The 20,959-nt window shown below is 64.7% G+C and carries 16 protein-coding genes; 7 read left to right on the top strand and 9 right to left on the bottom strand.

All coding sequences use genetic code 11. From position 1 onward, the window contains the following. Positions 1–8: 8 nt before the first annotated feature. Positions 9–932, top strand: a complete 924-nt coding sequence (locus tag NP503_RS02960; protein WP_127270303.1) for an ABC transporter permease — start codon at positions 9–11, stop codon at positions 930–932. A gap of 395 nt (positions 933–1,327) precedes the next feature. Here the strand turns inward: NP503_RS02960 and NP503_RS02955 are convergent, their stop codons facing one another. From NP503_RS02955 to NP503_RS02915, 9 genes are all read right to left on the bottom strand, one after another. Then, on the bottom strand, positions 1,328–2,038 hold the full coding sequence (locus NP503_RS02955; RefSeq protein WP_164748938.1) for an outer membrane protein: 711 nt from the start codon (positions 2,036–2,038) through the stop codon (positions 1,328–1,330). Positions 2,039–2,260: 222 nt separating this feature from the next. Beyond that, positions 2,261–3,220, bottom strand: a complete 960-nt coding sequence (locus NP503_RS02950) for an AraC family transcriptional regulator (protein WP_127271117.1) — start codon at positions 3,218–3,220, stop codon at positions 2,261–2,263. A 207-nt stretch (positions 3,221–3,427) separates the two neighbouring features. After that, positions 3,428–4,309: a DMT family transporter gene (locus NP503_RS02945; protein ID WP_127269637.1), complete on the bottom strand. Its 882-nt coding sequence runs from the start codon at positions 4,307–4,309 to the stop codon at positions 3,428–3,430. Between the two features lie 214 nt (positions 4,310–4,523). Next, on the bottom strand, positions 4,524–5,606 hold the full coding sequence (locus tag NP503_RS02940) for a sensor histidine kinase (RefSeq protein WP_127269636.1): 1,083 nt from the start codon (positions 5,604–5,606) through the stop codon (positions 4,524–4,526). Positions 5,607–5,769: 163 nt separating this feature from the next. Then, positions 5,770–7,260, bottom strand: coding sequence for an efflux transporter outer membrane subunit (locus tag NP503_RS02935; RefSeq protein ID WP_127271114.1), 1,491 nt, complete (start codon positions 7,258–7,260; stop codon positions 5,770–5,772). Positions 7,261–7,272: 12 nt separating this feature from the next. Further along, a complete protein-coding gene (locus tag NP503_RS02930; protein WP_127271112.1) occupies positions 7,273–10,416 on the bottom strand; it encodes an efflux RND transporter permease subunit in 3,144 nt (1,047 codons plus the stop codon). 4 nt (positions 10,417–10,420) lie between these two features. After that, positions 10,421–11,692 (bottom strand): efflux RND transporter periplasmic adaptor subunit, encoded by a 1,272-nt coding sequence (locus NP503_RS02925; protein WP_127271110.1) that lies wholly within the window; start codon positions 11,690–11,692, stop codon positions 10,421–10,423. A gap of 243 nt (positions 11,693–11,935) precedes the next feature. Then, a complete protein-coding gene (locus NP503_RS02920) occupies positions 11,936–12,142 on the bottom strand; it encodes a hypothetical protein (protein WP_127270464.1) in 207 nt (68 codons plus the stop codon). A gap of 155 nt (positions 12,143–12,297) precedes the next feature. After that, the gene (locus tag NP503_RS02915; protein ID WP_127270463.1) at positions 12,298–12,972 is read right to left on the bottom strand and encodes a hypothetical protein; all 675 of its coding nucleotides are present in this window, start codon (positions 12,970–12,972) and stop codon (positions 12,298–12,300) included. A gap of 211 nt (positions 12,973–13,183) precedes the next feature. On the opposite strand from NP503_RS02915, the gene NP503_RS02910 reads away from it, so the two are divergent. From NP503_RS02910 to NP503_RS02885, 6 genes are all read left to right on the top strand, one after another. Then, positions 13,184–13,912, top strand: coding sequence for a response regulator (locus NP503_RS02910; protein ID WP_127270461.1), 729 nt, complete (start codon positions 13,184–13,186; stop codon positions 13,910–13,912). Continuing rightward, positions 13,909–15,150, top strand: coding sequence for an ATP-binding protein (locus NP503_RS02905; protein WP_127271108.1), 1,242 nt, complete (start codon positions 13,909–13,911; stop codon positions 15,148–15,150). Before NP503_RS02910 ends, NP503_RS02905 begins: the two co-directional genes overlap by 4 nt. Before the next feature lie 578 nt (positions 15,151–15,728). After that, complete coding sequence (locus NP503_RS02900) at positions 15,729–16,895, top strand: acyltransferase (protein WP_127271106.1); 1,167 nt, start codon at positions 15,729–15,731, stop codon at positions 16,893–16,895. Next, positions 16,892–17,998, top strand: a complete 1,107-nt coding sequence (locus NP503_RS02895) for a glycosyltransferase (RefSeq protein ID WP_127271104.1) — start codon at positions 16,892–16,894, stop codon at positions 17,996–17,998. The genes NP503_RS02900 and NP503_RS02895 overlap by 4 nt, the downstream gene beginning before the upstream one ends. A 4-nt stretch (positions 17,999–18,002) precedes the next feature. Continuing rightward, entirely contained in the window at positions 18,003–19,037 is a 1,035-nt protein-coding gene (locus tag NP503_RS02890) for a glycosyltransferase family 2 protein (protein WP_127271102.1), read from the top strand. Positions 19,038–19,046: 9 nt separating this feature from the next. Further along, on the top strand, positions 19,047–20,831 hold the full coding sequence (locus NP503_RS02885; RefSeq protein ID WP_127266784.1) for an ABC transporter ATP-binding protein: 1,785 nt from the start codon (positions 19,047–19,049) through the stop codon (positions 20,829–20,831). Positions 20,832–20,959 lie beyond the last annotated feature (128 nt).

Genomic DNA, 20,959 nt, shown 5'->3' with positions numbered 1-20,959 from the left:
GCAGTTGCATGGATTTTCTGATCGGCTGGATTGCCATCATTCCGAGCTATGCGGCACCGTTGCTGCTGGCGAGCCTCGGCCTCATTATCTGCGAAAGAGCCGGCGTTCTCAATCTTGGAGCGGAAGGGCTCATGGCGGTCAGTGCCATGACCGGCGCGATGACGGTGCTTTCCGGAGCCGATCCTTGGGTTGGTCTTGCCGCCGGCTCAGCGGCCGCGATGGCTCTCGCTCTGCTGTTTGGAATATCGACAGTCGCCTTGCGCGCCAATCATACGCTCGCCGGCCTAGCCGTCGTCGCAATCGGACTGGGCATCACCGGGGTCGTGGGGCGACCCTACGTGCAGAAGACCTTTTCTGGCATTTCCACACTTGGCGACCTCTTCGGGATAGACCGCGGTTCGGCATTCGGCCGCATTTTCGCGGTGCAGGACCCGGTTACGCTGGCGCTGCCGACCCTGGTCGGCGCGCTCTGGTGGTGGCTTTCCAAAAGCCGACATGGCCTCAGGTTGAGGTCCGTCGGGGAAAACCCGGCCGCCGCGGATGTCGCGGGTATCGACGTGCAACTGGTTCAGTTCGGGGCTGTCCTGGCATCCGGGCTGTTTTGTGGTCTCGCCGGAGCCTATCTCTCAGTCGCCACAAGTCATGTCTGGGTGGAGGGAATGGTCGCGTCGCGCGGCTGGATTGCCGTTGCGCTCGTCATCTTTTCGCGCTGGAACGCGGCTCGAGCTCTCTGGGGTGCGCTTCTTTTCGGAAGCGCGGATGCGCTTGTGCCTAGACTACAAGCCATAGGCGCCGACGTTCCTGTCTATCTCATGATGACTTTGCCGTACTTGCTGACGCTTGTCGTGCTGGTGGCAGGCTCATTGGGCGGCCGGCGCTCCGGCGAGCCGGCCTTCCTCGGCAGGGTCTATCTACGACAAGACAAACAATAAGGAACTTGCCCGGTTCATGAGCCCCGCCGCCCGCATCCTTCTGGACTTCGCGGATTTCATGGACAAGCATCAAGGATCGCCGATGTCTGTGCCGTCCCCCCTCGCCCGGCGCTGACCCTGCGGCTCCGCTCGACGCCTATTCGCGTGCCACTAACCGTGAGATCAAGAACAAAGCGCCACGGAGACGACAGAGGGGGTCGCCGCGCGTAAAGCGCCAACGTCATCCGCAACAGCAGGCCGAGCCCAGCCGGACCGCCCCCTCTGGCCTGCCGGACCCGGCCCTTCGCTTTCGCTCCAGGCGTTCGTCGTTCGGAAAGCCAAGCGATTGGCTTTCCGTCCGCTGCGCGGACCACTCCCTCACCCCCCTCAAGGGGGAGATCAGCAGCTTCAGCGGATCAGAACTTGTAGCTGAGCCCGACCCGGATATCCTGTGTCTGGAGGTCGACATGGGTTTCCGTAGGCAGACCGGCTGCCACCGAGAGGTCCTGGCTGCCGAAGTCGGAGTAGCGGTATTCGGCCCGCGCGATCCACTTGTCGGTAAAGGCGTGTTCGATGCCGGCTCCAACGGTCCAGCCGACATGGCTGTCGCTGTGGAGCGTTACTTCGGCGGCAGGGCCACCGGCGCTGACCGCAATCAGTTCATACTTGGCCGCGGCGACGCCGGCAGTGATGTAGGGCAAGGTCCGATCGAAAGCATAGCCGGCGCGCAGCCGCGCCGACCCCGACCATTTGAGTTCGCTCTTGAGCAACGTGGTGACACCGCCGCCGCCGGCGTCGAGGGCCGTCAGCCCATCTATATTGCTGTACACAATGTCGGCCTCGGCGCCGATCACGAAGCTGTTCTCCATCTGGTAATTGGCGCCGATATGGACACCGCCGATAAATCCGTTCGGATCGGTGGAGACATTGAGATCGGTGGCCCCGCCCAGTCCGCCGCCGGCGATGAACAGATTGGATTTTCCGGCCGCGTAGCCGATGTCGACGCCGGCATAGAGTCCGGACCAGTCGTAGCCGGATGCAACAGGCGAAACCTCATTGATATCAGCCGCACACGCCACACCGAGCGGCGCGAGAATGAAGGCCGTTGCGAGAAGAAGAGTTTTCATTGTTGTCTGCTGCCCCATGTTGCTTCCCCACCGCATAAATGAGCTGCGGAGATCCAGCTGTTGTCGAGAAATCCGGTGTTGCATTGTCCGCTGGCTGCGTCTTGGGCTGGGCCGCACCCGAATTGTCGGGGAAAGCATCGCAGCGCTTTCCCGGCTGGTGTGGCCATTCGGCCTCAGTCGATTGGCGTGTCGTGTATCCAGCGGGGTTGGCGGCCGGCGAGACTACCTGGCACTGCCCGGTGTCGAGCCGAATCGGCGGCGGAAGCAGCGGTTGAAATAGGAGACGTCGGAGAAGCCGCTGAGCAGCGCGATCTCGCTGATCCGCATGCGGTCATTGTGCCTGTCGCGGAGCATGCGATGCGCCCTTTGCAAGCGCAGTTCGAGAATGCGCTCGGCAAAGCTCACCCCGGTTTCCTGCAGCAGGTCATGGACATAGCGAACGGAGAGCCGCAATTGCCCGGCAACGCCCTGCGCCGAAATGGCGGGATCGGCGAAATTATCCCTCATCTTCTGCAGTATGGCTTGCAGCCTTGCCGCGCGCAGGCCGCGCAGGCCCGCCAGTTCGGCCGCTTCGCCCTTGGCGCCGGTCGCAAGGCCGATCAGGTCGACGATCGTTTCGGTGGCGTGGCCGATGAGGTCGGGCGAGACCAGCGCCGGGCCTGCTTCCAGGAAGCTGCAATAGCGCTTGAGCATGCCGAGCGCCTCATTGTCGGCTCCAACGGTCAACGCCAGCCGATCCTCGATATGAGCGAAGGCATTTTCCAGCACGGCACGAGGGAGCACCACATTGGCCCAGACATTGCTGTCGCCGCCGGTCATCTGCAACGCTTCCGAAGCCGAGACCAGTGCGGCCTCGCCTTTGCCGACGTGATAATCGCGGCCAATCTGCGTGCCGCTGAGCACCGTATCGCCATTGTTCACCAGCAGCAGATAGCCGTCGCGACCGTCGGCGGCGATATTGCCCGCCTTGCGGCTGGCATGACGGATCGTCCCGGCCATCTGCCCAAGCACCAGCGAGCCGACAGCGGTGGCTTCGATCGCGGCTTCGAACGACAGTCTCTCCGAAATCGTGTATTCGACCGACCATATCTCGGCGACATGGATGTCCTGCCAGAGCGCGAAGCGTGCGCGATGATCCAGATGCGGCGGCAGATCCGCCGATGAGAAGACGTTCTTTTGCAAGGGGCAACCGGCCTTTTCTACAATCGCGTCTTCATTTCGACACGCACCGTATGGGACCAGATCACGGTCTGTCCAGAGCCGGAAATACTTGTGCGCCAGGTGACAATTCCAGTGCCGTCATGGACAAGGATTGGCTTAATTTCGTGGATTGGGCTGGTTGAATTTCGGATTACTCGAAAATACCCAGTGCCGACGAATCGCGCCACCCTACTCCGGCGATGGCACCGGCGGCCGTGATGTCAGCGCCGTGCCGAAGGCGGCGACAACAACGGCTGCGATCCCGGCCAATTGCGTGGTGGTGAGGCTCTCGTGCAGGAACAGGAAGCCGGCCAGTGCACCCAGCCCCGGCTCCAGGCAGGTCAGCGTGCCGTAGATGCGCGCCGGCATGCGGGTCAGCGCCACCATCTCCAGAAAGAACGGCAACGCGCTGGAAAACAGGCCGACCAGCAGCGCGCTGACCAGGATCGACGGCGACAGCAGCGCGGATCCCGCCTGCGCGATACCGAAGGGCAGCACCAGCACGGCGGCGATGGCCATGCCGTAGGCAGTGGTGCGGGTACCAAGCTCCGCGCCGGCCTTCTGGGCCAGCACGATATAAAGCGCCCAGAAGCCGCCGGCCGCCAGCGCCAGCATCACCCCGATCGGATCAAGCGGCGCGAGGGAATGAACGAAGGGCGACAACAGCAGGATGCCGGCCACCGCCAGCGCGATCCAGGCAAAGTCGCTGGCGCGCCGCGAGCTTAAGGTCGCCACCAGAAGCGGGCCGGTAAACTCCAGCGCCACCGCGATGCCGAGCGGAATCCTGGCCAGCGCTGCGTAGAACAGGAGGTTGAGCGCGCAAAGCGTCACCCCATAGGCGACCAGCCACGGCAGAGTGGCACGCGAGGGCCGCATCTGCCAGGGCCGCAGCACCGCGATCAGCATCAGCGCACCGATGACCAGCCGCAGCGTTGTCGTGCCTTGCGCGCCGATCTGCGGGAACAGGCCCTTGGCGAAGGCGGCGCCGATCTGGATCGACACCATAGCGCCCATCAGTGCTGCGACCGGCAGGGGCGCCGCTTGGCGACTGGCAACCGGCGTCGATGTCACTTGGTTTTGTCCTTCCCCGATGCCAGGGCAGAAACCGCCTGACGGTGTGGAGTTAGGACGAACCAGCCGGCCTGTCGTGAGGCAGCGGCAACTGCTCGCTAGGGCAAGGACTGCAGGCACCCTATGAGTCTCCCGGACCGCGGAGCGTTCATTGCCGCGGCGCACAAGAATAGCTGGAGATGATCCTGTAGGTGCCAGACCGCAACGACACGCTTCAGGCGGTGGCAGCCGAGCGCTTGAAGAGGATGGTGACTTTAGTGCCCTCGCCAGCGCTCGACTTCACGTCGAACTCCGCCTTGGCATTCTCGGTCAGCGAGCGGGCGATCAGCGCGCCGAGTTTGCCGCGCTTGGGCCAGCTCTCGCCCTCCGGCAGGCCAATGCCGTCATCGGCGATCACGATGCGGCAGCCATCGCCGTCAACCACGCTGTGCAGGGTGATCGTGCCGCCGTTGCGCCCCTGGAAGGCATGTTTGAGCGCATTGGTCAAAAGTTCGTTCACCACCAGCCCGGTCGGCATGGCGACGTTGATCGACACCGGATAGGTGTCGACCTTCATGTCGAGGCGGATGCCCTCGACCGCATGCGAGTTCATCACCGCCGACGCGATCTGGCTGAGATAGACACCAAGATCGACCTCATCCTTGTCATAGTCCCCCGACAGCGTCTGGTAGAGGATCGCCAGCGCATCGACGCGACCTGCCAGCCGCTCGAAACGCTTCTGATCCGGTTCGGCCGCGTTGCGCGTCTCCATCCGGATCAGTGCGGTGATCATCTGGAGATTGTTCTTTACCCGGTGCTGCAGTTCGCGCAGCAGCGTGTCCTTCTCGCGGATGCGCTCATCGAGCGATCGCGCATCCTCCGTTTCGCCATGGGCCGAGACGTCGACCAGCGCCACCAGCCGGAAGCAGACCTTGCCATTGTCGTCCTCGATGACATTGGAATAGACGTCGACGATCGCCGGTTGGTCTTCTGTCCGCTCCAGCCGGAACGTGCCGATGAAATCGGTGTCCTCGACCACGACCTCGAACAGCGGCCGGTCCTTCTGCTTGTGCAGGCCGGTGCCGGAAAGCGCCGCCCAGTGTTGCCGAGCGAGCGTCGCCGCCTTGAGGCCGGACAGTTTCTCGAATTCCGGATTGGCATAGACGACACGCTCCTTCGAACCGAGATCCGAGACGGCAATGGCGATCGGTACCTGGTCGAGGAACTTCTTGAACTGTTCGCTTTCCAGCGCGCTGGCAAGGTCCGGCGTTTCGAGCAGCTGCCCGACCGCTTCGGCCTTCTGTGTATCGGATGTCATCTGCGGCGCCTGTGCTGTGTGATCACCATCAATAACAGCGATGCGATCTCCCCGCCATCGCCAAAGCACGAGGCGGCATTTCACGCGCCGTCACAAGTGGTGTGTCGCACAATCTCGAAATCTGCGTAGCCGCGTCGAAATTGACCGAGGCCCAGGGAACCGCTCACGAGGCCGGCTTCGACGCCAGCCTTGGCCCGGTCTTGACGTCGACGATCTCAGGCTTGGCACTGTCCACCGTGCCATCCCAGCCGCCACCGAGCGCCTTGTTGAGGGCGATGTAGTTGGTCGCCAGCAGGACGCGGCTTTGCAGCAGCGAGTCCTCGGCCGAGTAGAGCGAGCGCTGGGCGTCGAGCACATCGAGAAGGCTTGTCTCGCCGGCCTTGTAGAGCGTGCCTTCGAGCCGCGCCGCATCGCCATAGGATTTCGCCGAAGAGGCGAGCTTGCCGATCCGGATGCGCTCCTGCGACAACAGCACAAGCGCGTTCTCGACATCCTCGAGCGCCGTCAGCACCGAAGACCGGTATGCGATGAAATATTGATCGCGCTGCGCCTTGGCGACCTCGACGGCCGCCTGCAATTGACCGGCATTGAACAAGGGCACGCTGAGCGTCGGCCCGAACGACCAGCCGATCGACGAATTCTTGCCGAGATCGCCAAGCTTCAGCGCCGCCGTGCTGATGTCTCCCGTCAGGCTGACCGAGGGATAGCGGGCGGCCTCTGCCTGGCCGATCTTGGCGGTGTATTGCGCATATTGGCGTTCCGCCATGCGCAAATCGGGTCGCGAAAGCAAGAGGTCGGCGGGAATTCCGGTGGGCATCGGCAGGCGTGGTGCAGGGATCGGGGCGACCCGCTTCAGCCGCTCGCTGAGCGAGGCAGGCGGCCGGCCGGCCAGCACGGCGAGACGATGCACGGCCTGGGCATAGCTTGCCTCCAGCGTCGGCACCGCGGCTTCGGTGCTCGCTGCCTGCCCCATCGCCTTGGCGACATCGGCGGCGGTCGCCGTGCCCGCCTGCGCCATGGTGCGGGTAAGTTCGGCGGTCTGCCTTTGCGACGCGGCCGAGCGCCGGGCGAGCGCGATGCGGGCCTGGTAGCCGCGCGCCTGGGTATAATAGGAAGCGACATCGCCGACCAGGGTAAGAAGCGTCGAGCGCAGTTCCTCCTGCGAGGCGTCCAGCCCGTAGCGCGCGGCCTCGACGCCTCTGCGGTTGGCGCCGAACAGGTCGAGTTCCCAGCTTGCATCGAAGCCGGCCTGGTACTCGCTGTAGGTGGCGTCAGAGCCTGATGTGGTCTCGGCTGACTTGTTGCGGGTGGCCGAGCCGGAGCCGTCGACCGACGGCAGCAACGTGCCGGCACTCTGGCGGTAGCTGGCGCGCGCCTCGCGGATTTTTGCCTTGGCGGTGGCGACATCGAGATTGCCGGCAACCGCTTCCTCGACAAGCGTGTTCAGCTCGGGATCGCGCAGCCGCTGCCACCATTTTGACAGTTGCGCCGGCTGGGCAGGCTTTGTCGGCTTGTGGCCGCTCCAGCTTGCTGGCATCGCCAATATGGGCGTCTGATAATCCGGACCGACGACGCATCCCGCGAGCAGGACAGCGGTAATCATAGGCGCAAGAAGCCGCCTCGCGGCCACCGAGCCACGTTCCAAACCTGTCATGTGAAGTTGTCCTTATTGCTGGTTGGCCGTCACCGGCGTCTCGCCCGTATCTGGTTTGGCCGCCCTGCCCTTGAAGATGCGCCGCACGGTGACGAACAGCAGCGGCACCAGGAAGACACCGATCACCGTCGCTGCGATCATCCCGCCCATCACGCCGATGCCGACGGAGTTCTGCGCACCCGAGCCCGCACCGCTGGCAATCGCCAGCGGCAACACGCCGAGGATGAAGGCCAGCGACGTCATCAGGATCGGCCGCAGCCGCTGTCGTGCTGCCTCCAGCGTCGCCTCGACGAGCCCCATCCCGGCGGTCTGCCGCTCGATGGCGAACTCGACGATGAGGATGGCATTCTTGGCCGCGAGACCGATCGTGGTCAGCAGGCCGACCTTGAAATAGACGTCGTTGGACTGGCCGAACAGGCTTGCCGCCAGCAGCGCGCCGAAGATGCCGATCGGCACCGACAGCATGACCGCGAACGGGATCGACCAGCTCTCATAGAGTGCTGCCAGGCAAAGGAACACCACAAGGGCCGAGATCGCATAGAGCGACAGCGCCTGGTTGCCGGAAAGCTTCTCCTGGTGCGACAGCCCTGTCCATTCGTGGGAATAGCCGGCCGGCAGCTGCGCCACCAGCTTGTCGATCTCGTCCATGGCGGCACCCGAGCTGATGCCCGTGGCCGCCGCGCCCTGGATCTCGACAGCCGCCGATCCATTGTAGCGTTCGAGCCTGGGCGAACCGAATGTCCAATGGCTGGAAGCAAAGGCCGAGAACGGCACCATCGCCCCGCTGGCGTTGCGGACCTGCCATTTGTCCAGATCTTCCGGCTGCATGCGGAAGTTCGGGTCCGACTGCAGATAGACCGGTTTCACCCGCCCGCGATCGATGAAGTCGTTGACGTAATCGCTGCCCCAGGCGGTCGAAAGCGTGTTGTTGATGTCGGCCAGGCTGACGCCCAGCGCGCTGGCTTTTTCCTGATCGATGTCGACCGAGAATTGCGGCTGGTCTTCCTGCCCGTTGGGCCTCGTGTTGGCGAGCAGCTTGTTCTGCCCGGCCAGGTTCAGAAGCTGGTTGCGCGTCTGGATCAGCGCGTCATGGCCCGCGCCGTTGACATCCTGCAGGTAGAAATCGAAGCCGTTGGTGTTGCCGAAGCCCTGGATGGCGGGAGGCGCAAGCGCGAAGACCTGCGCATCCCTGATCTTCGAAAACGCGCCCATCGCCCGGCCGGCGATTGCCTGCGCGGCAGAAGCCGGCGATTTCCGCAGGTCGAAGTCCTTCAGCCGCACGAAAGCAATGCCGACATTCTGCCCTGCGCCGCCGAAGCCGAAGCCGGAAGCGGTGAACACCCCGTCGACGACGTCCTTCTCCTGATTGAGATAATGGTCGGTCACCTCTGCCAGCACCCGCTCCGTGCGATCCTGCGTCGCGCCGACCGGCAGCGACACGCTGGTGATCAGGATGCCTTGGTCTTCTTCCGGCAGGAACGAACTTGGCAGCCGGGCAAACATCCAGCCCACGGCAACGACGATGGCCAGGAAGACGGCGAGGAAGCGCCAGGACCGGTTGATAATGCCGTGCGAGCCGTCGCGATAGGCAAGCGTGCCGCGATCGAAGACCCGGTTGAACCAGCCGAACGGGCCCGTTTGCGTCGCATGGTCCTTGGGCGGTCGCAGGATCGTGGCGCAAAGTGCGGGCGTCAGCACAAGGGCGACCAGCACGGACAACACCATCGCCGAGACGATGGTCACCGAGAATTGCCGGTAGATGATGCCGGTCGAGCCGCCGAAGAAAGCCATCGGCACGAACACGGCCGAAAGCACGGTGGCGATGCCGATCAGCGCTCCGGTGATTTCGTGCATCGACTTGCGCGTCGCCTCCTTCGGCGGCAGGCCTTCCTCCTGCATCACGCGCTCGACATTCTCGACGACGACGATGGCGTCGTCGACGAGCAGACCGATGGCCAGCACCATGGCGAACATGGTCAGCGTGTTGACGGAATAGCCGAACAGCGACAGCACGCCGAACGTGCCGAGCAGCACCACCGGCACGGCGATCGTCGGGATGATGGTGGCCCGCAGATTCTGCAGGAAGATGAACATCACCAGGAACACCAGCACGATCGCCTCGGCCAGCGTCTTGACCACTTCCTCTATCGACAGCCGCACGAAAGGCGAAGTGTCGTAGGGATAGACGACCTCGACGCCTTGCGGGAAGGTCGAGCTCAGCCGGGCGATCGTCGAGCGCACCGCTTCGGCGGTGTTGATGGCGTTGGCGCCGGTCGCCAAATTGACGGCCACGCCGGCCGCGGGCTTGCCGTTGTAGTTGGCCTGCGTCGTGTAGCTTTCGGCGCCGAGTTCGACGGTGGCGACATCGTTGAGGCGAACCAGCGAGCCATCGGTTTGGCTCTTCAGGATGATGTTGCGGAACTGTTCGGCGGTCTGCAGCCGGCTCTTGGCCGTCACCGTGGCATTGAGCTGCTGGCCCTTGCGCGCCGGCAGGCCGCCGAGCTGGCCGGCAGAAACCTGCGTGTTCTGCGCCTCGATGGCGGTCGCCACGTCGCTCGGCATCAGGGCATACTTGGCGAGCTGGTCCGGATCGAGCCAGATGCGCATGGCATAGCCGGAGCCGAACAGCTGCGTCGAGCCGACGCCTTCGACGCGCTTCAGCGTGTCGTTGACGGTGGCGTCGACATAGTCGGCGAGATCGGTCGAGTTCATCTTGCCGTCGGTCGAGACGAAGCCGATGACCATAAGGAAGCCGGTCGAGGATTTGGAGACGGTGATGCCATTGCTCTGCACCACCTGCGGCAGCTGCGACTGCACCAGCTGAAGCTTGTTTTGCGTCTGCACCTGGGCGGTGTCGGGATCGGCTGCGGTGGTGAAGGTCAGCGTGATCGAGGCCGAACCGGTCGAGGTCGACGTCGCCGTCATGTAGTCCAGATTGTCGATGCCGGTCATGCCTTGCTCGATGACCTTGGTCACCGAGTTCTCGACCGTCTGCGCGTCGGCGCCCGGATAGGTGGCGCTGATGTTGACTGTCGTCGGCGCGATCTGCGGATATTGCGAGATCGGCAGTGAGGTGAGCGCCAGAAGCCCGCCCAGCATGATCACGATGGCGATCACCCAGGCGAAGATCGGCCGGTTGATGAAGAATACGGACATCGCCTCAGTTCCCGGTCGCGGCGGCAGGCGCCGGTTTGGCAGCGTTGGACGCGGCCGGTGCGGCGGACGTGCCCTGCCCGCGATCCTTGACCTCGCCGGTCGTCTCGTCGATCGTCACCTCAACGCCCGTCGCATCGCCGCCGGGGCGCACCAGCTGCATGCCCTCGACAATGACACGATCACCGTCGCCGACACCCGAATCCACCAGCCAGTTGTTGCCGACGCTGTTGCGCACCGCGAGCACCCGCGTCTCGACCTTGCCCTGCGCATTGATGACCATGGCCGTGGCCTCACCCTTGGTGTTGCGGCTGACGGCGCGCTGCGGCACCAGGAAACTGTTCTGGGCAACGCCCTCCTCGACCAGCGCCCGCACATACATGCCGGGCAGCAGCAAGCGATCGGGATTGGGGAATTCGGCCCTGAGCGCGAAGGTGCCGGTGGTCTGGTCGACATTGGCGCCGGCGAATTCCAGCTTGCCGGTCTGCGTGTAGATGGTGCCGTTCTCGAGCTTCAGCTTGACGCTGACATTGGGGCCGCTGAACTTCAGCCGCCCTTCCGAGATCGCCTGGCGCAGATTGAGCAGGTTGGTGCTCGATTGCGTGACGTCGACATTGATCGGATCGAGGGCACGGATGGTGGTCAGCACAGTGTCCTGGTTGGCGGTCACCAACGCGCCGGGCGTCAGCGTGGACTTGTCGATGCGGCCGGCGATCGGCGCCGTGATCGAGGTGCGGTCGAGACTGATGCGCGCCGTCTCGGCGCTGGCCTTGGCCGAGGCGACATCGGCTTGCGCCTGCGCCAGCGTGGCGGCGGCATCGTCATAATCCTGTTTGGAAACAACGTTCTGTTTCAAAAGCCCTGCATAACGGTCGAACTTGGCCTGCGCAGTCGGCACCGCCGCTTGCGCCTTCTGCTGGGCGGCGACCGCGCTGTCATAGGCTGCCTTGTAGCTTGCCGGATCGATCAGGTAGAGCGGCTGTCCCGCAGCAACTTCGCTGCCCTCTTTGAACAGGCGCTGCTGGATGATGCCGTTCACTTGCGGGCGCACCTCGGCAACCAGCGAAGCCGCCGTGCGCCCCGACAGTTCGGCGGTGATCGCCACCGATTGCGGATGCAAGGTGACGACGCCGACTTCCGGTTTGCCGGGCGCGCCCATGCCGGCGGGGGCGCTGCCCTCCTGCGAGCAGGACGCCAGCAGAAAGGTAGCGGCGAACATCGCGGCCCAGGGCGCCAGATGGCGTGCCGAAAAACGAGGCTGGCTAGGCTTGGAAATCATGGCCTGGATCTTTCCCTGGAGTTGTGTACGCGTTGGCAATGGACCGCCTGGTCGAGGGGCATGCCGATCCATATGATGATAGGCCGCACCCGTCGGCGGGCGGCGACGAGCAATGCTTGGAAGCGGCTCATGTCGCGCTCCTTCTCGGCGGCCGGAGCTGCTCGAAAGTCGAGTAGCTGGCCTCGATGCCCACCAACATCATTATGCCGATCAGCGAGGACATGCCAAGCGCCTTGCCGGAGTTCACGCGATCTTGCGGTCATGATGTCCATGGTTGTCGAGCGGCTGCGAGAGCGGAAGCGACAGCCGCCAGGCGGCGAAGCGCAGGCGGATCGCGCCCTTCAGCGTGTCGACCGGGAGGGCCAGCGGCATATCGCGCCCGGCAGGACCGAACGAGAGCCTCGGGCTGGCGGACGCGAGCAGCCGCAGCATGATCATGGCTTCCCACATTGTCGTGCTTCCATTGCATGGTTCGAATTGGCGTCATTCGAACTGGACGTGATTGAAACGAGGGATGGCGGAGATACGCCCGCCATCCCCCGGAGAACCGGCCGGCCCGAGAACGGGTTGGGTACCGGGCCGGCCGGTGCAGTCGGTCAGAGTTGTCAGTCGTTCCCGGGCTGGGGCGAGAGCTGCCTGCCATCGTTGGGCAGGCCTCTGGGGCCGGCTGCATCGTTCGGCGGCCCGCCCCAGGGACCGGGGGGTGATCCATGGGGGCGTTCCGCCGAAGCGAGGACTTCGAGTTGTTCGGGCGTCAGCTTGGCACGCAGTTCCGCGATCGCGTCCTTCAGTTTACCGGCCGAAACCGCGCGGGCGGTGACATCGTCGGCCAGCTTTTCCTGGAACGCGAAAGGATCAGGCTTGCCGCCGGGACCCGCCGCGTCGGGACCCTTCGCTTCAGCACTACCGGGCCGCCCGTGGTTGGGTCGAGGCGGCGAAAGCACCGCCTGCAGCGCGCTGGTGTAGTCGCGCCAGGCGTCGAGTTGTTCGGTGCGGATGCCGACGCGGGTCTCCAGCGCGGCGAGCCGGGCGGCCAGCATGAACTCCGGCGGCGGACCCATGCGGCGGGGGCCAAAGCCCTGTGGGCCGAAACCCTGCGAACCAGGCCGCATCGGTTCATGCGGGCCGGGTCCAGCCATCGGGCCGTGATCTGGGCCGTCCTGCATGGCCACGACAGGTGGCGGCTCGCCTGGTCCGGCGCCGGGATCTGGCTGCGCTGCCAGCGCGGGGTGAATTGCGGCGACGGAAAACAGGCCGAGCGCAAGAAGTCTGCTTCGCATAAAGATGTTCCTTTCTCTCATGCTTCGGACAGTTCAGAGGATAGGAAGCGTCTTTGTCCGCTTCGCGTCGGCGTGTTGCCGAAGGTTTCCGCAAAAGGGCAATTTGTTTCCGAATGTTTCCCTCGGGCCCCCGGAAACGTTCGGTTGCAATTTTCCATGCCGCTCGGGCGCGGCTCCTCCTATAATCGTGGCCAAGGCAAGGGCACGATTGATGCAGTCACAACCCCATATCCTCGTCGTTGACGACGACCGCGAGATCAGGACGCTTCTCCAGCGTTATCTCGACAGCCAGGGCTTTCGCGTCACGGCGGCGGCGGACCGGCGCGAATGCGAGCAACGGCTTGGCTCAGGCCAATTCGACCTGATCGTGCTCGACGTGATGCTGCCGGACGGCTCGGGGCTCGATATCTGCCGCGGCTTGCGCGACCGCAAGCCGCACACCCCGATCATCCTGCTGACCGCGCTGAAGGAAGATGTCGACCGCATCATCGGCCTGGAACTCGGCGCCGACGACTATCTCGGCAAGCCGTTCAACCCGCGTGAGCTCATTGCCCGCATCCGCGCCGTGCTCAGGCGCTCGGCGCCCGAGGAGGCGCCCGCCTCCCTGCGCGCGCGTACGTACCGCTTCGCCGGCTACAGGCTGGAGCCGGACACCCGCAAGGTGACGGACGCGCAAGGCGTGGCCGTCGACCTTACGGGCGCAGAGTTCGACCTCTTGCAGGTGTTTCTCGACCGCCCCGGCCGGCTTTTGTCGCGTGACCAGCTTCTCGACCTGACGCAAGGCCGCGAGCGCGACCCGCTCGAGCGTTCGGTCGATGTGCTGGTGAGCCGGCTACGCCGCAAATTTTCCGACACCGGCGACGGGCCGCTGTTCAAGACCGTGCGCAATGGCGGCTACCAGCTCACCGCGCGCGTCGAGACCGTGGAGAGCCAGGCGTGAATTCGCTGCGCCGCCGTCTCATCCTGCTGCTGGTCGCCTCGATCGTCGGCGTCGTCGGCCTGGCGACGGCCGCCGTCATCAGCGTGCGCGGCGGCGGACCGCCGCCGGAACTGACCGTGCCCTGGATTGCCCAACAGATGGAACTGGTGGTGCGGCTTTTGCCGGGGCCGGTCCCCGACGTCCTGCGGGTGCAATTCGCCGACCATCCGGCGGGCGGCAAGATGGCTCGTGCGGAAACGGCGATGCTCAATGACATCCTGCACCGCCGTGGCCTCGACTTTCCGGCGGTCGTCAACGAGAAGGCGGACGAACCCGGCCAGATCGCATCGATGCACCTGCCTGACAGCCGCTGGGCGATCATGGAGGTGCCGCACCTCAAGCCGCCGCGTCGCGAATGGCTGGTTCTGGCCGGCTGGATCTCGCTGATCGTCGCCGGCGCCACGGCGGTGTCGGTCTATTTCACCTCGGTGCTGATCCGCCCGCTCGAGATGCTGGAGGCCGCCGTCTCCAAGATCGGATCGGACGGCGTGCTGGCGGCGGTGCCGGAAGTGGGCTCGGCCGAGGTCAAGGCCACCGCGCATGCGCTGAACCAACTCTCGTCGCGGCTGCGGACCGCCATGGAAAGCCGCATGCGGCTGGTCGCCGCCGCCGGCCATGATCTGCGAACGCCGATGACGCGCATGCGGCTGCGCGCCGAATTCCTCGACGACGAACGCGACAAATGGCTTCACGACCTCGACGAACTCGACCGCATCGCCGACAGCGCCATCCGTCTGGTGCGCGAAGAGGTGAACCAGGACGCCGTCGAACCGGTCGACCTGGCAAAGACGGTGCGCGATATCGAAGCCGAGATGGCATCGCTCGGCCATGCCGTGTCGATCGGGCACCTGGACAAGGTTTGCGTGCGGGCCGGCGCGCTTGGCCTGCGCCGCGCCTTGCGCAACCTGATCGTCAACGCCGCCACCCATGGCAAGGCGTGCCGCATCGACCTGGCCGCAGCCGACAATCGCGCCGTGCTGACCATATCTGACCATGGCCCGGGCATACCCACGGAACTCCTGAACAAGGCGTTCGAGCCCTTCTTCCGCGTCAACCCCGGCCGCCTGCAATCCGTCCCCGGAGCCGGTCTTGGCCTCGCCATCGCCAAGGAGATCATCGAGCGCTACGGGGGCACGGTAACGCTGGAAAACCGCCCGGGCGGCGGGCTGGAACAGACGGTGGTGTTCGACGCGGTGTAACGGTTAGCGGTCAGCCGAGTAATCGGCGTTGACGAAAAAACAGAGACGATGCTGCACCGCGCAAAGCCAATGTTCCAAATCATATCTCCACGGAGCCAGGACCGAACCCATATAGCCAAACTATAGATTCCAAAATTTCTTGCGACTTCACAAAGAACTAGGCTCTCAAGCCAAGAGCTCCCCTCAATCAACCGGGGCGGGAATATCGGCACAATTTAAACGCCAAGGTTTAATTCTGAGGAAACTCGCCAGAAATGGCGAGAACCGGCCGGTTTTGTCAATTTTTAGCACTTGCTCACATAAGTATTTCAGCCGGGTAGATATTTTGTGTTGCGCTGCACAATGCCGTAGCCGAACGATGTCCTGGGGGGACTCGTTTGCGACTGGACATACGCCGTGGAGGATTCCGCCAGGTTGACCAGCTTGAGTTGTCCGTCCGTCGATTTCGAGCCCGGCCCGGCCGTGCTCGCAATGCGCGGATTTGCGGGTGCCTTGGCGGGTCTCGTCCGCCTTAGCCTGCCGCTCGAAGCGGCCGGCTGGCGGCCTCATCGCGGATATCACGCCGGCGGAAGCCGCTGATGGGAAGCGCCCGTGACATCCAACTTGATGCGTTGAGAGCTATCGCCGTAACGATGGTGTTGTATTCCCATTTCTTCGCGGAGGGACCTTCGTTCTGGGGCCATATCGGTGTGCGGCTGTTCTTCGTGCTGAGCGGCTTCCTGATCACGCGCCTGCTCCTGGAGGCGCGCTCGGCCACCGAATTCGAAACCGGCCCGGCGCTGCGCTCCTTCTACATCCGGCGGATGTTGCGGATATTCCCGCCCTATTTTGCCGTCCTGGGTTTCGTCTGGCTGGTCGACCTGGATCAGTCCAGGGGGTCGCTGGTCTGGCATGCGCTTTATCTGTCGAACTTCTGGTATGCGCTGCACAATAACTGGAACCCTTGGGTGCTGGGCCATTTCTGGAGCCTGAGCATCGAGGAGCAGTTCTATCTTGCCTGGCCGCTGGTCGTCCTGCTGGCCCCACGCCGCCGCTTCGAGGCCATCTGCATCGCCGTCATCGCGCTGTCGCTGGCCTATCGCTTCTATTGGCCGATCACCGCCACGCCGACGCTGACGCGCGACCTGCTGCCGCCGGCATCCATGGATGCGCTGGCGTCGGGCGCGCTGCTTGCCTGCTGGCATTTTAGGGGCGCCGGCCTGCCGCACTGGATGCGGCTGGGCTGGCCTGCCTTCGCGGCCGCATTCCTTGTCATCGAGTGGTTAGTCCCGGAGCCCGCCGATCCGACACTGGAATGGGCCCGCTGGCTGCTGCGGGAAGTCCTGCCCCTGGTGCCGCTGATGGTCATCGTGGCAGCCTGTTCGCGCGGCCTTGGCGGCATCCTGGGCAGGCTTGCCGAAGTGCCGCCGCTGCTTGGCCTCGGCCGCATCAGCTACGGCGTCTATCTCTATCATCCGATATTGCTGTCGCTCGCAGTCAAGGCGCAGCCCTGGATTCCACTCAACGTCTCGGAGCAAGGGCCAGGGCGATTCCTGGTCGCGGGCGCCGCCACGATTGTCGCCGCCTGGATTTCCTGGGTGGTTTTCGAGAGGCCGCTCAACAGCCTGAAGCGCTACTTCCCCTATGTCGCGCGCACCCGCTCTGCACAGGGCAGCCATGATGGCTGGCTCGCGACGGCGGCCGTCGGACCGCCCGATGGCCGCACACCGGCGCTCGAACTCCAGCGCACGGATGCAAGACGATGACCGCCGCGCCGCTCGTCTCCGTCCTGTTGCCGGTCTACAATGCCGGCCCCTATCTCGCCGCCGCGCTGGGAAGCGTCCTGCGGCAGGATCACAGTCGCCTGGAGATCATCGCGATCGATGACGGCTCGACCGACAATTCGCTCGAGATACTCGAGCGATGCCAAAAGGCCGATAGCCGCATTTCGATCGTCTCGCGCGAAAACCGCGGCCTCGTCGCGACGCTCAACGAAGGGCTGGCGCTCGCCCGGGGCGAACTGGTCGCACGGATGGATGCCGACGACGTCGCCTATCCCTGGCGTCTGTCGCGCCAGGTGGCGCTGTTCGAGCGGCGGCCCGAACTGGGCTTCTGCGGCGCCGGCGTCGACATGTTGATCCGCGGCCGCATCGCCATCGGCAGGCCCGATCCGGTGTTCAAATTCGGCCGCATCCCTGTATTGGCGATGTTCTTCACGATCTTCATGCACCCGACGGTCGTCTACAACAGGAAGGTCATCGACGACAGCGTTCTCCACTACGACCCGATCTACAGGCACGCCGAGGATTTCGATCTTTTCAGGCGGCTGGCCGGCCGTTACCCGGCAGCCATGATGCCCGAAAACCTGGTCGTCTACCGCGTCCATGAGGCAAGCGTGACCAGCCGGCACGTCAAGGAGATGCGCAGGACGCATTTGCGCATCGTGGCCGAGAACCTTGAGCGCGAGGGCCTGGCGCAGGCCACGCGGGACCTGCGCGACATCGGCGATGCGGTCAGCCACGACACGGTCGCCCGTGCGGCCAGCTTCATCGTCGCGCTGGAGGAGGAAATCCGCTCGCTGCCGGCGGCGACGCGGCCGAGCTTCGAGGCTGGCGCGCTGAACCTGTTCTATTTCCTCTACCAGCTCGTCGCCGACGAAAAGCAGCCGGCGCTGACGCATGAATTGCTGACGCGGACCGCGAAATGGAACGCCATCCGGCGCCGCGAGCAATATGCGCTGCGGCCCGGCGCCTGGGCGCCCTGGCTCAGCCTCGCCTCGCTGTCGGCCGCCAGACAAGCCGATGCCATGGCGTACTTCTTCAAATCCGCGCCCGCCGCGGCGGTTCTGGCGTCTCATCGGTTGAGTTAAAGGCATGATCGTCAAAGCCCACCAAGCTCTGCAGCGCGATCGTTCGACGGCGCTTGACCCTGCCCCGACCGGTCGCGGCCGTGACCGATCGGCGCCGGAAGTCAGCTTCATCATCTGCACCCGCAACCGCGTCGCGGTGCTCGATGCCTGCATCAAGTCGGTGCAAGCCGCTTGCCGCGCACATGCCGGATTCGCCGCCGAACTCGTGGTCGTCGACAACGGTTCGAGCGACCGCACGGCCGAACGCCTGGCCAGCATCGCCGCTGCATCGGACATTCCGTTCACGCCCGTCTGCGAGCCGCGCCCCGGACTGGCGGCCGCGCGAAACGCCGGGCTGCGGCGCGCGCGCGGCCGTGTGCTGGTCTTCGTCGACGATGACTGCGCGGTCCATCGCGACTATCTGCGCGATCTGGAGCGACACTATGCGTCCGGGGAACAATGGCTCATCCGGGGCGGACGTGTCGAGCTTGGCGATGCCAGGGATTTGCCGTTCACCATCAAGCGGTCGTGGGCGCGCGAGCGGCTGACGCCGGATGTTCATCCCGGCGGTTTCGTGCTGGGCTGCAACATGACGATGCACCGCGATGTCGCGGCCCGCATCGGCTATTTCGACGAACGCTTCGGCGCCGGCGGACCATTGCGGTCGGCAGAGGATACCGATTACCTCGTGCGCGCGATGCTGCTCGGCATCGCGGTCGAGTATGTGCCTGATATGACGATATTCCATCATCACGGCCGGCGGGATCGCAAAGCCATCGAAAAGCTGCACCGCGACTACAGCCTGGGCAATGGCGGGCTCTGCCTGAAGCATGTTCGCCACGCGCCCTGGCTGCTTCGCCATTTCTACTGGGCCGCAAGAGGGGCTATCAGGGAATTGGCGGGAGGACCCGCCTTCGATCGTGAACTCAACCTGCCGCACTGGCCGATCGTCGCCATGAATTTGCTCGGCGCGGCCAGGTTCGCGGTTCTCCTGCTGGCCAGACGGCCGCGGGCCGAGCCGGTGCGGCAAGATCAGCAAGCCAATGCCCAGGCGAGGTGAAACGCTATAATGCCGATGCTGCCGCCAAGCCTGCCGATGCTGTTCCGGGCGTTCGGAAAGCGGCAACTGCGCCTGCTTCCGGCGGTGGTGGTACTCGGCCTGGTCAGCGCCGTCCTCGAAGGGTTCGGCATTGGCCTGATCATCCCGTTGCTGGGCATCATCATGGGACATGGGGATGCGGCCGGCATGGACGGCTTCTCCGCTGCCCTCCAGCATGTCGGATCGGGCCTGAGCGAGCGCGACCGGCTTGTGGTCATTTCGGTCGCCATCCTCGGCTCGATCGTCCTGAAGAACGTCTTCGCCTTCGCCAACACGCTGCTGACGACCTTCATCTCCGGCAAGGCAAGCCATTCCATCCGCAGCGCCTTGTCGGAGCAGCTGTTGCGGGTCGGCTACCCGTTCTTCCTGCGGCAAAGCCCCGGACGCCTGCTCAACATCATCTCCAACGAATCCTGGCGGGCCTCCGATGCGATCCAGATCATGCTGTCGGCCATCGTCAGCGCATCGGCCGCCATCATCCTCCTGGCTTTCCTGTTGTTGCTTTCGTGGCGCATGACGCTTCTGGTCACGCTCGGACTGGCGCTCGTCCAGATCGCGCACGCCATCCTTTCGGCCAATCTGAAGGAGCCCAGCCGCAGCGTCGCTTCGCGCAACGGCCACCTCGCCTCGCAGATGCTTCACCTTGTGCATGCCGGACGGCTGATCCGCATCTTCGGGCAGGAGAACCGGGAGAAGGCGATCTTCGACACGGCGTCCGATGCGGTTCGCCGCGCCTCCTTCGCGCTGCTCGTGCGCCAGGGAGCGCTGCCGCCGTTGACGGAGGTTCTCCACGCCATGCTGTTCCTGGCGGTGGTGATCGGCGCCTGGCTGGCGCAGGTGAGTTTCCCGCTGATCATCGCCTTCGTCATCCTGCTCTACAGGCTGCAGCCGCACATGCGGGCCCTCCAGGGGTCGTGGAGCCAGCTGCAGGGCCTGAGCGGATCGCTCGAAGAGGTGACATGGCTGCTGGATCCCACCGGCAAGCCGCAACCGCCGCAAGGCGACGGGCCGTTCCACGGCCTGCGCCAGGGCATCAAGTTCGACGATGTGACGTTCACCTATTCCGGCACGGACCGGCGCGAGGTGGTGCTGCATGCGGCGACAATCGAAATCCGCGGTGGCCGCTCGACGGCGCTGATCGGCCGCTCGGGCGCCGGCAAGACGACGATCGTCAATCTCCTGTGCCGCTTCGTCGAACCGGACGCCGGCAGCATCCTCGTCGATGGATCGCCGCTCGACGGGATCGACGCCGGCCAGTGGCGCCGGCACATCGCCCTGGCCAGCCAGGAGCTGGAACTGGTCGACGGCAGCATTTTTGAAAACATAACCTACGGCCAGGATGCCGCGACTGCCGGCGACGCCGAGGCCGCCGCAAGACTGGCCGAAGCGCATGAATTCATCGAAAGGCTGCCTCAGGGCTACGAGACCCTGGTTGGCTACAGGGGCATCAACCTGTCGGCGGGACAGAGGCAGCGGATCGCCTTGGCCAGAGCTCTTGTCCGCGATCCCGACCTCCTCATCCTGGACGAAGCCACCAATGCGGTGGACGGGCTGTCGGAAGCGGCCATCGTCGAGACCCTGAAGTCGAGAGCCGGCCGCCGCACGACCATCGTCATCAGCCATCACCACAGCACCATCTCGTTCTGCGACGACGTGGTCATCCTGAGCGGCGGCCGCGTGAAAAAGCAGGCCCCTTTCGGCGCCCTGGCCTCGCTCAGCATGGACGAACTCTACCAGCACGAACCGCTCGACTGAAAGGCACCGGGCCGGCCCGCGACCGCTTCCCGGGCGTGTCTGCAGCCTCCGGCTGGCGGGTCGTCGCAAGCGTTCGAATCAGAAGCCCGGGGAAGTGCCGCTGGCACCTTCCGTGATCGCACCAATGC

The sequence above is a fragment of the Mesorhizobium sp. SEMIA396 genome, from assembly GCF_024518615.1.
GTDB lineage: Bacteria > Pseudomonadota > Alphaproteobacteria > Rhizobiales > Rhizobiaceae > Mesorhizobium.
This window is presented reverse-complemented; position numbering and strand designations above follow the sequence as displayed.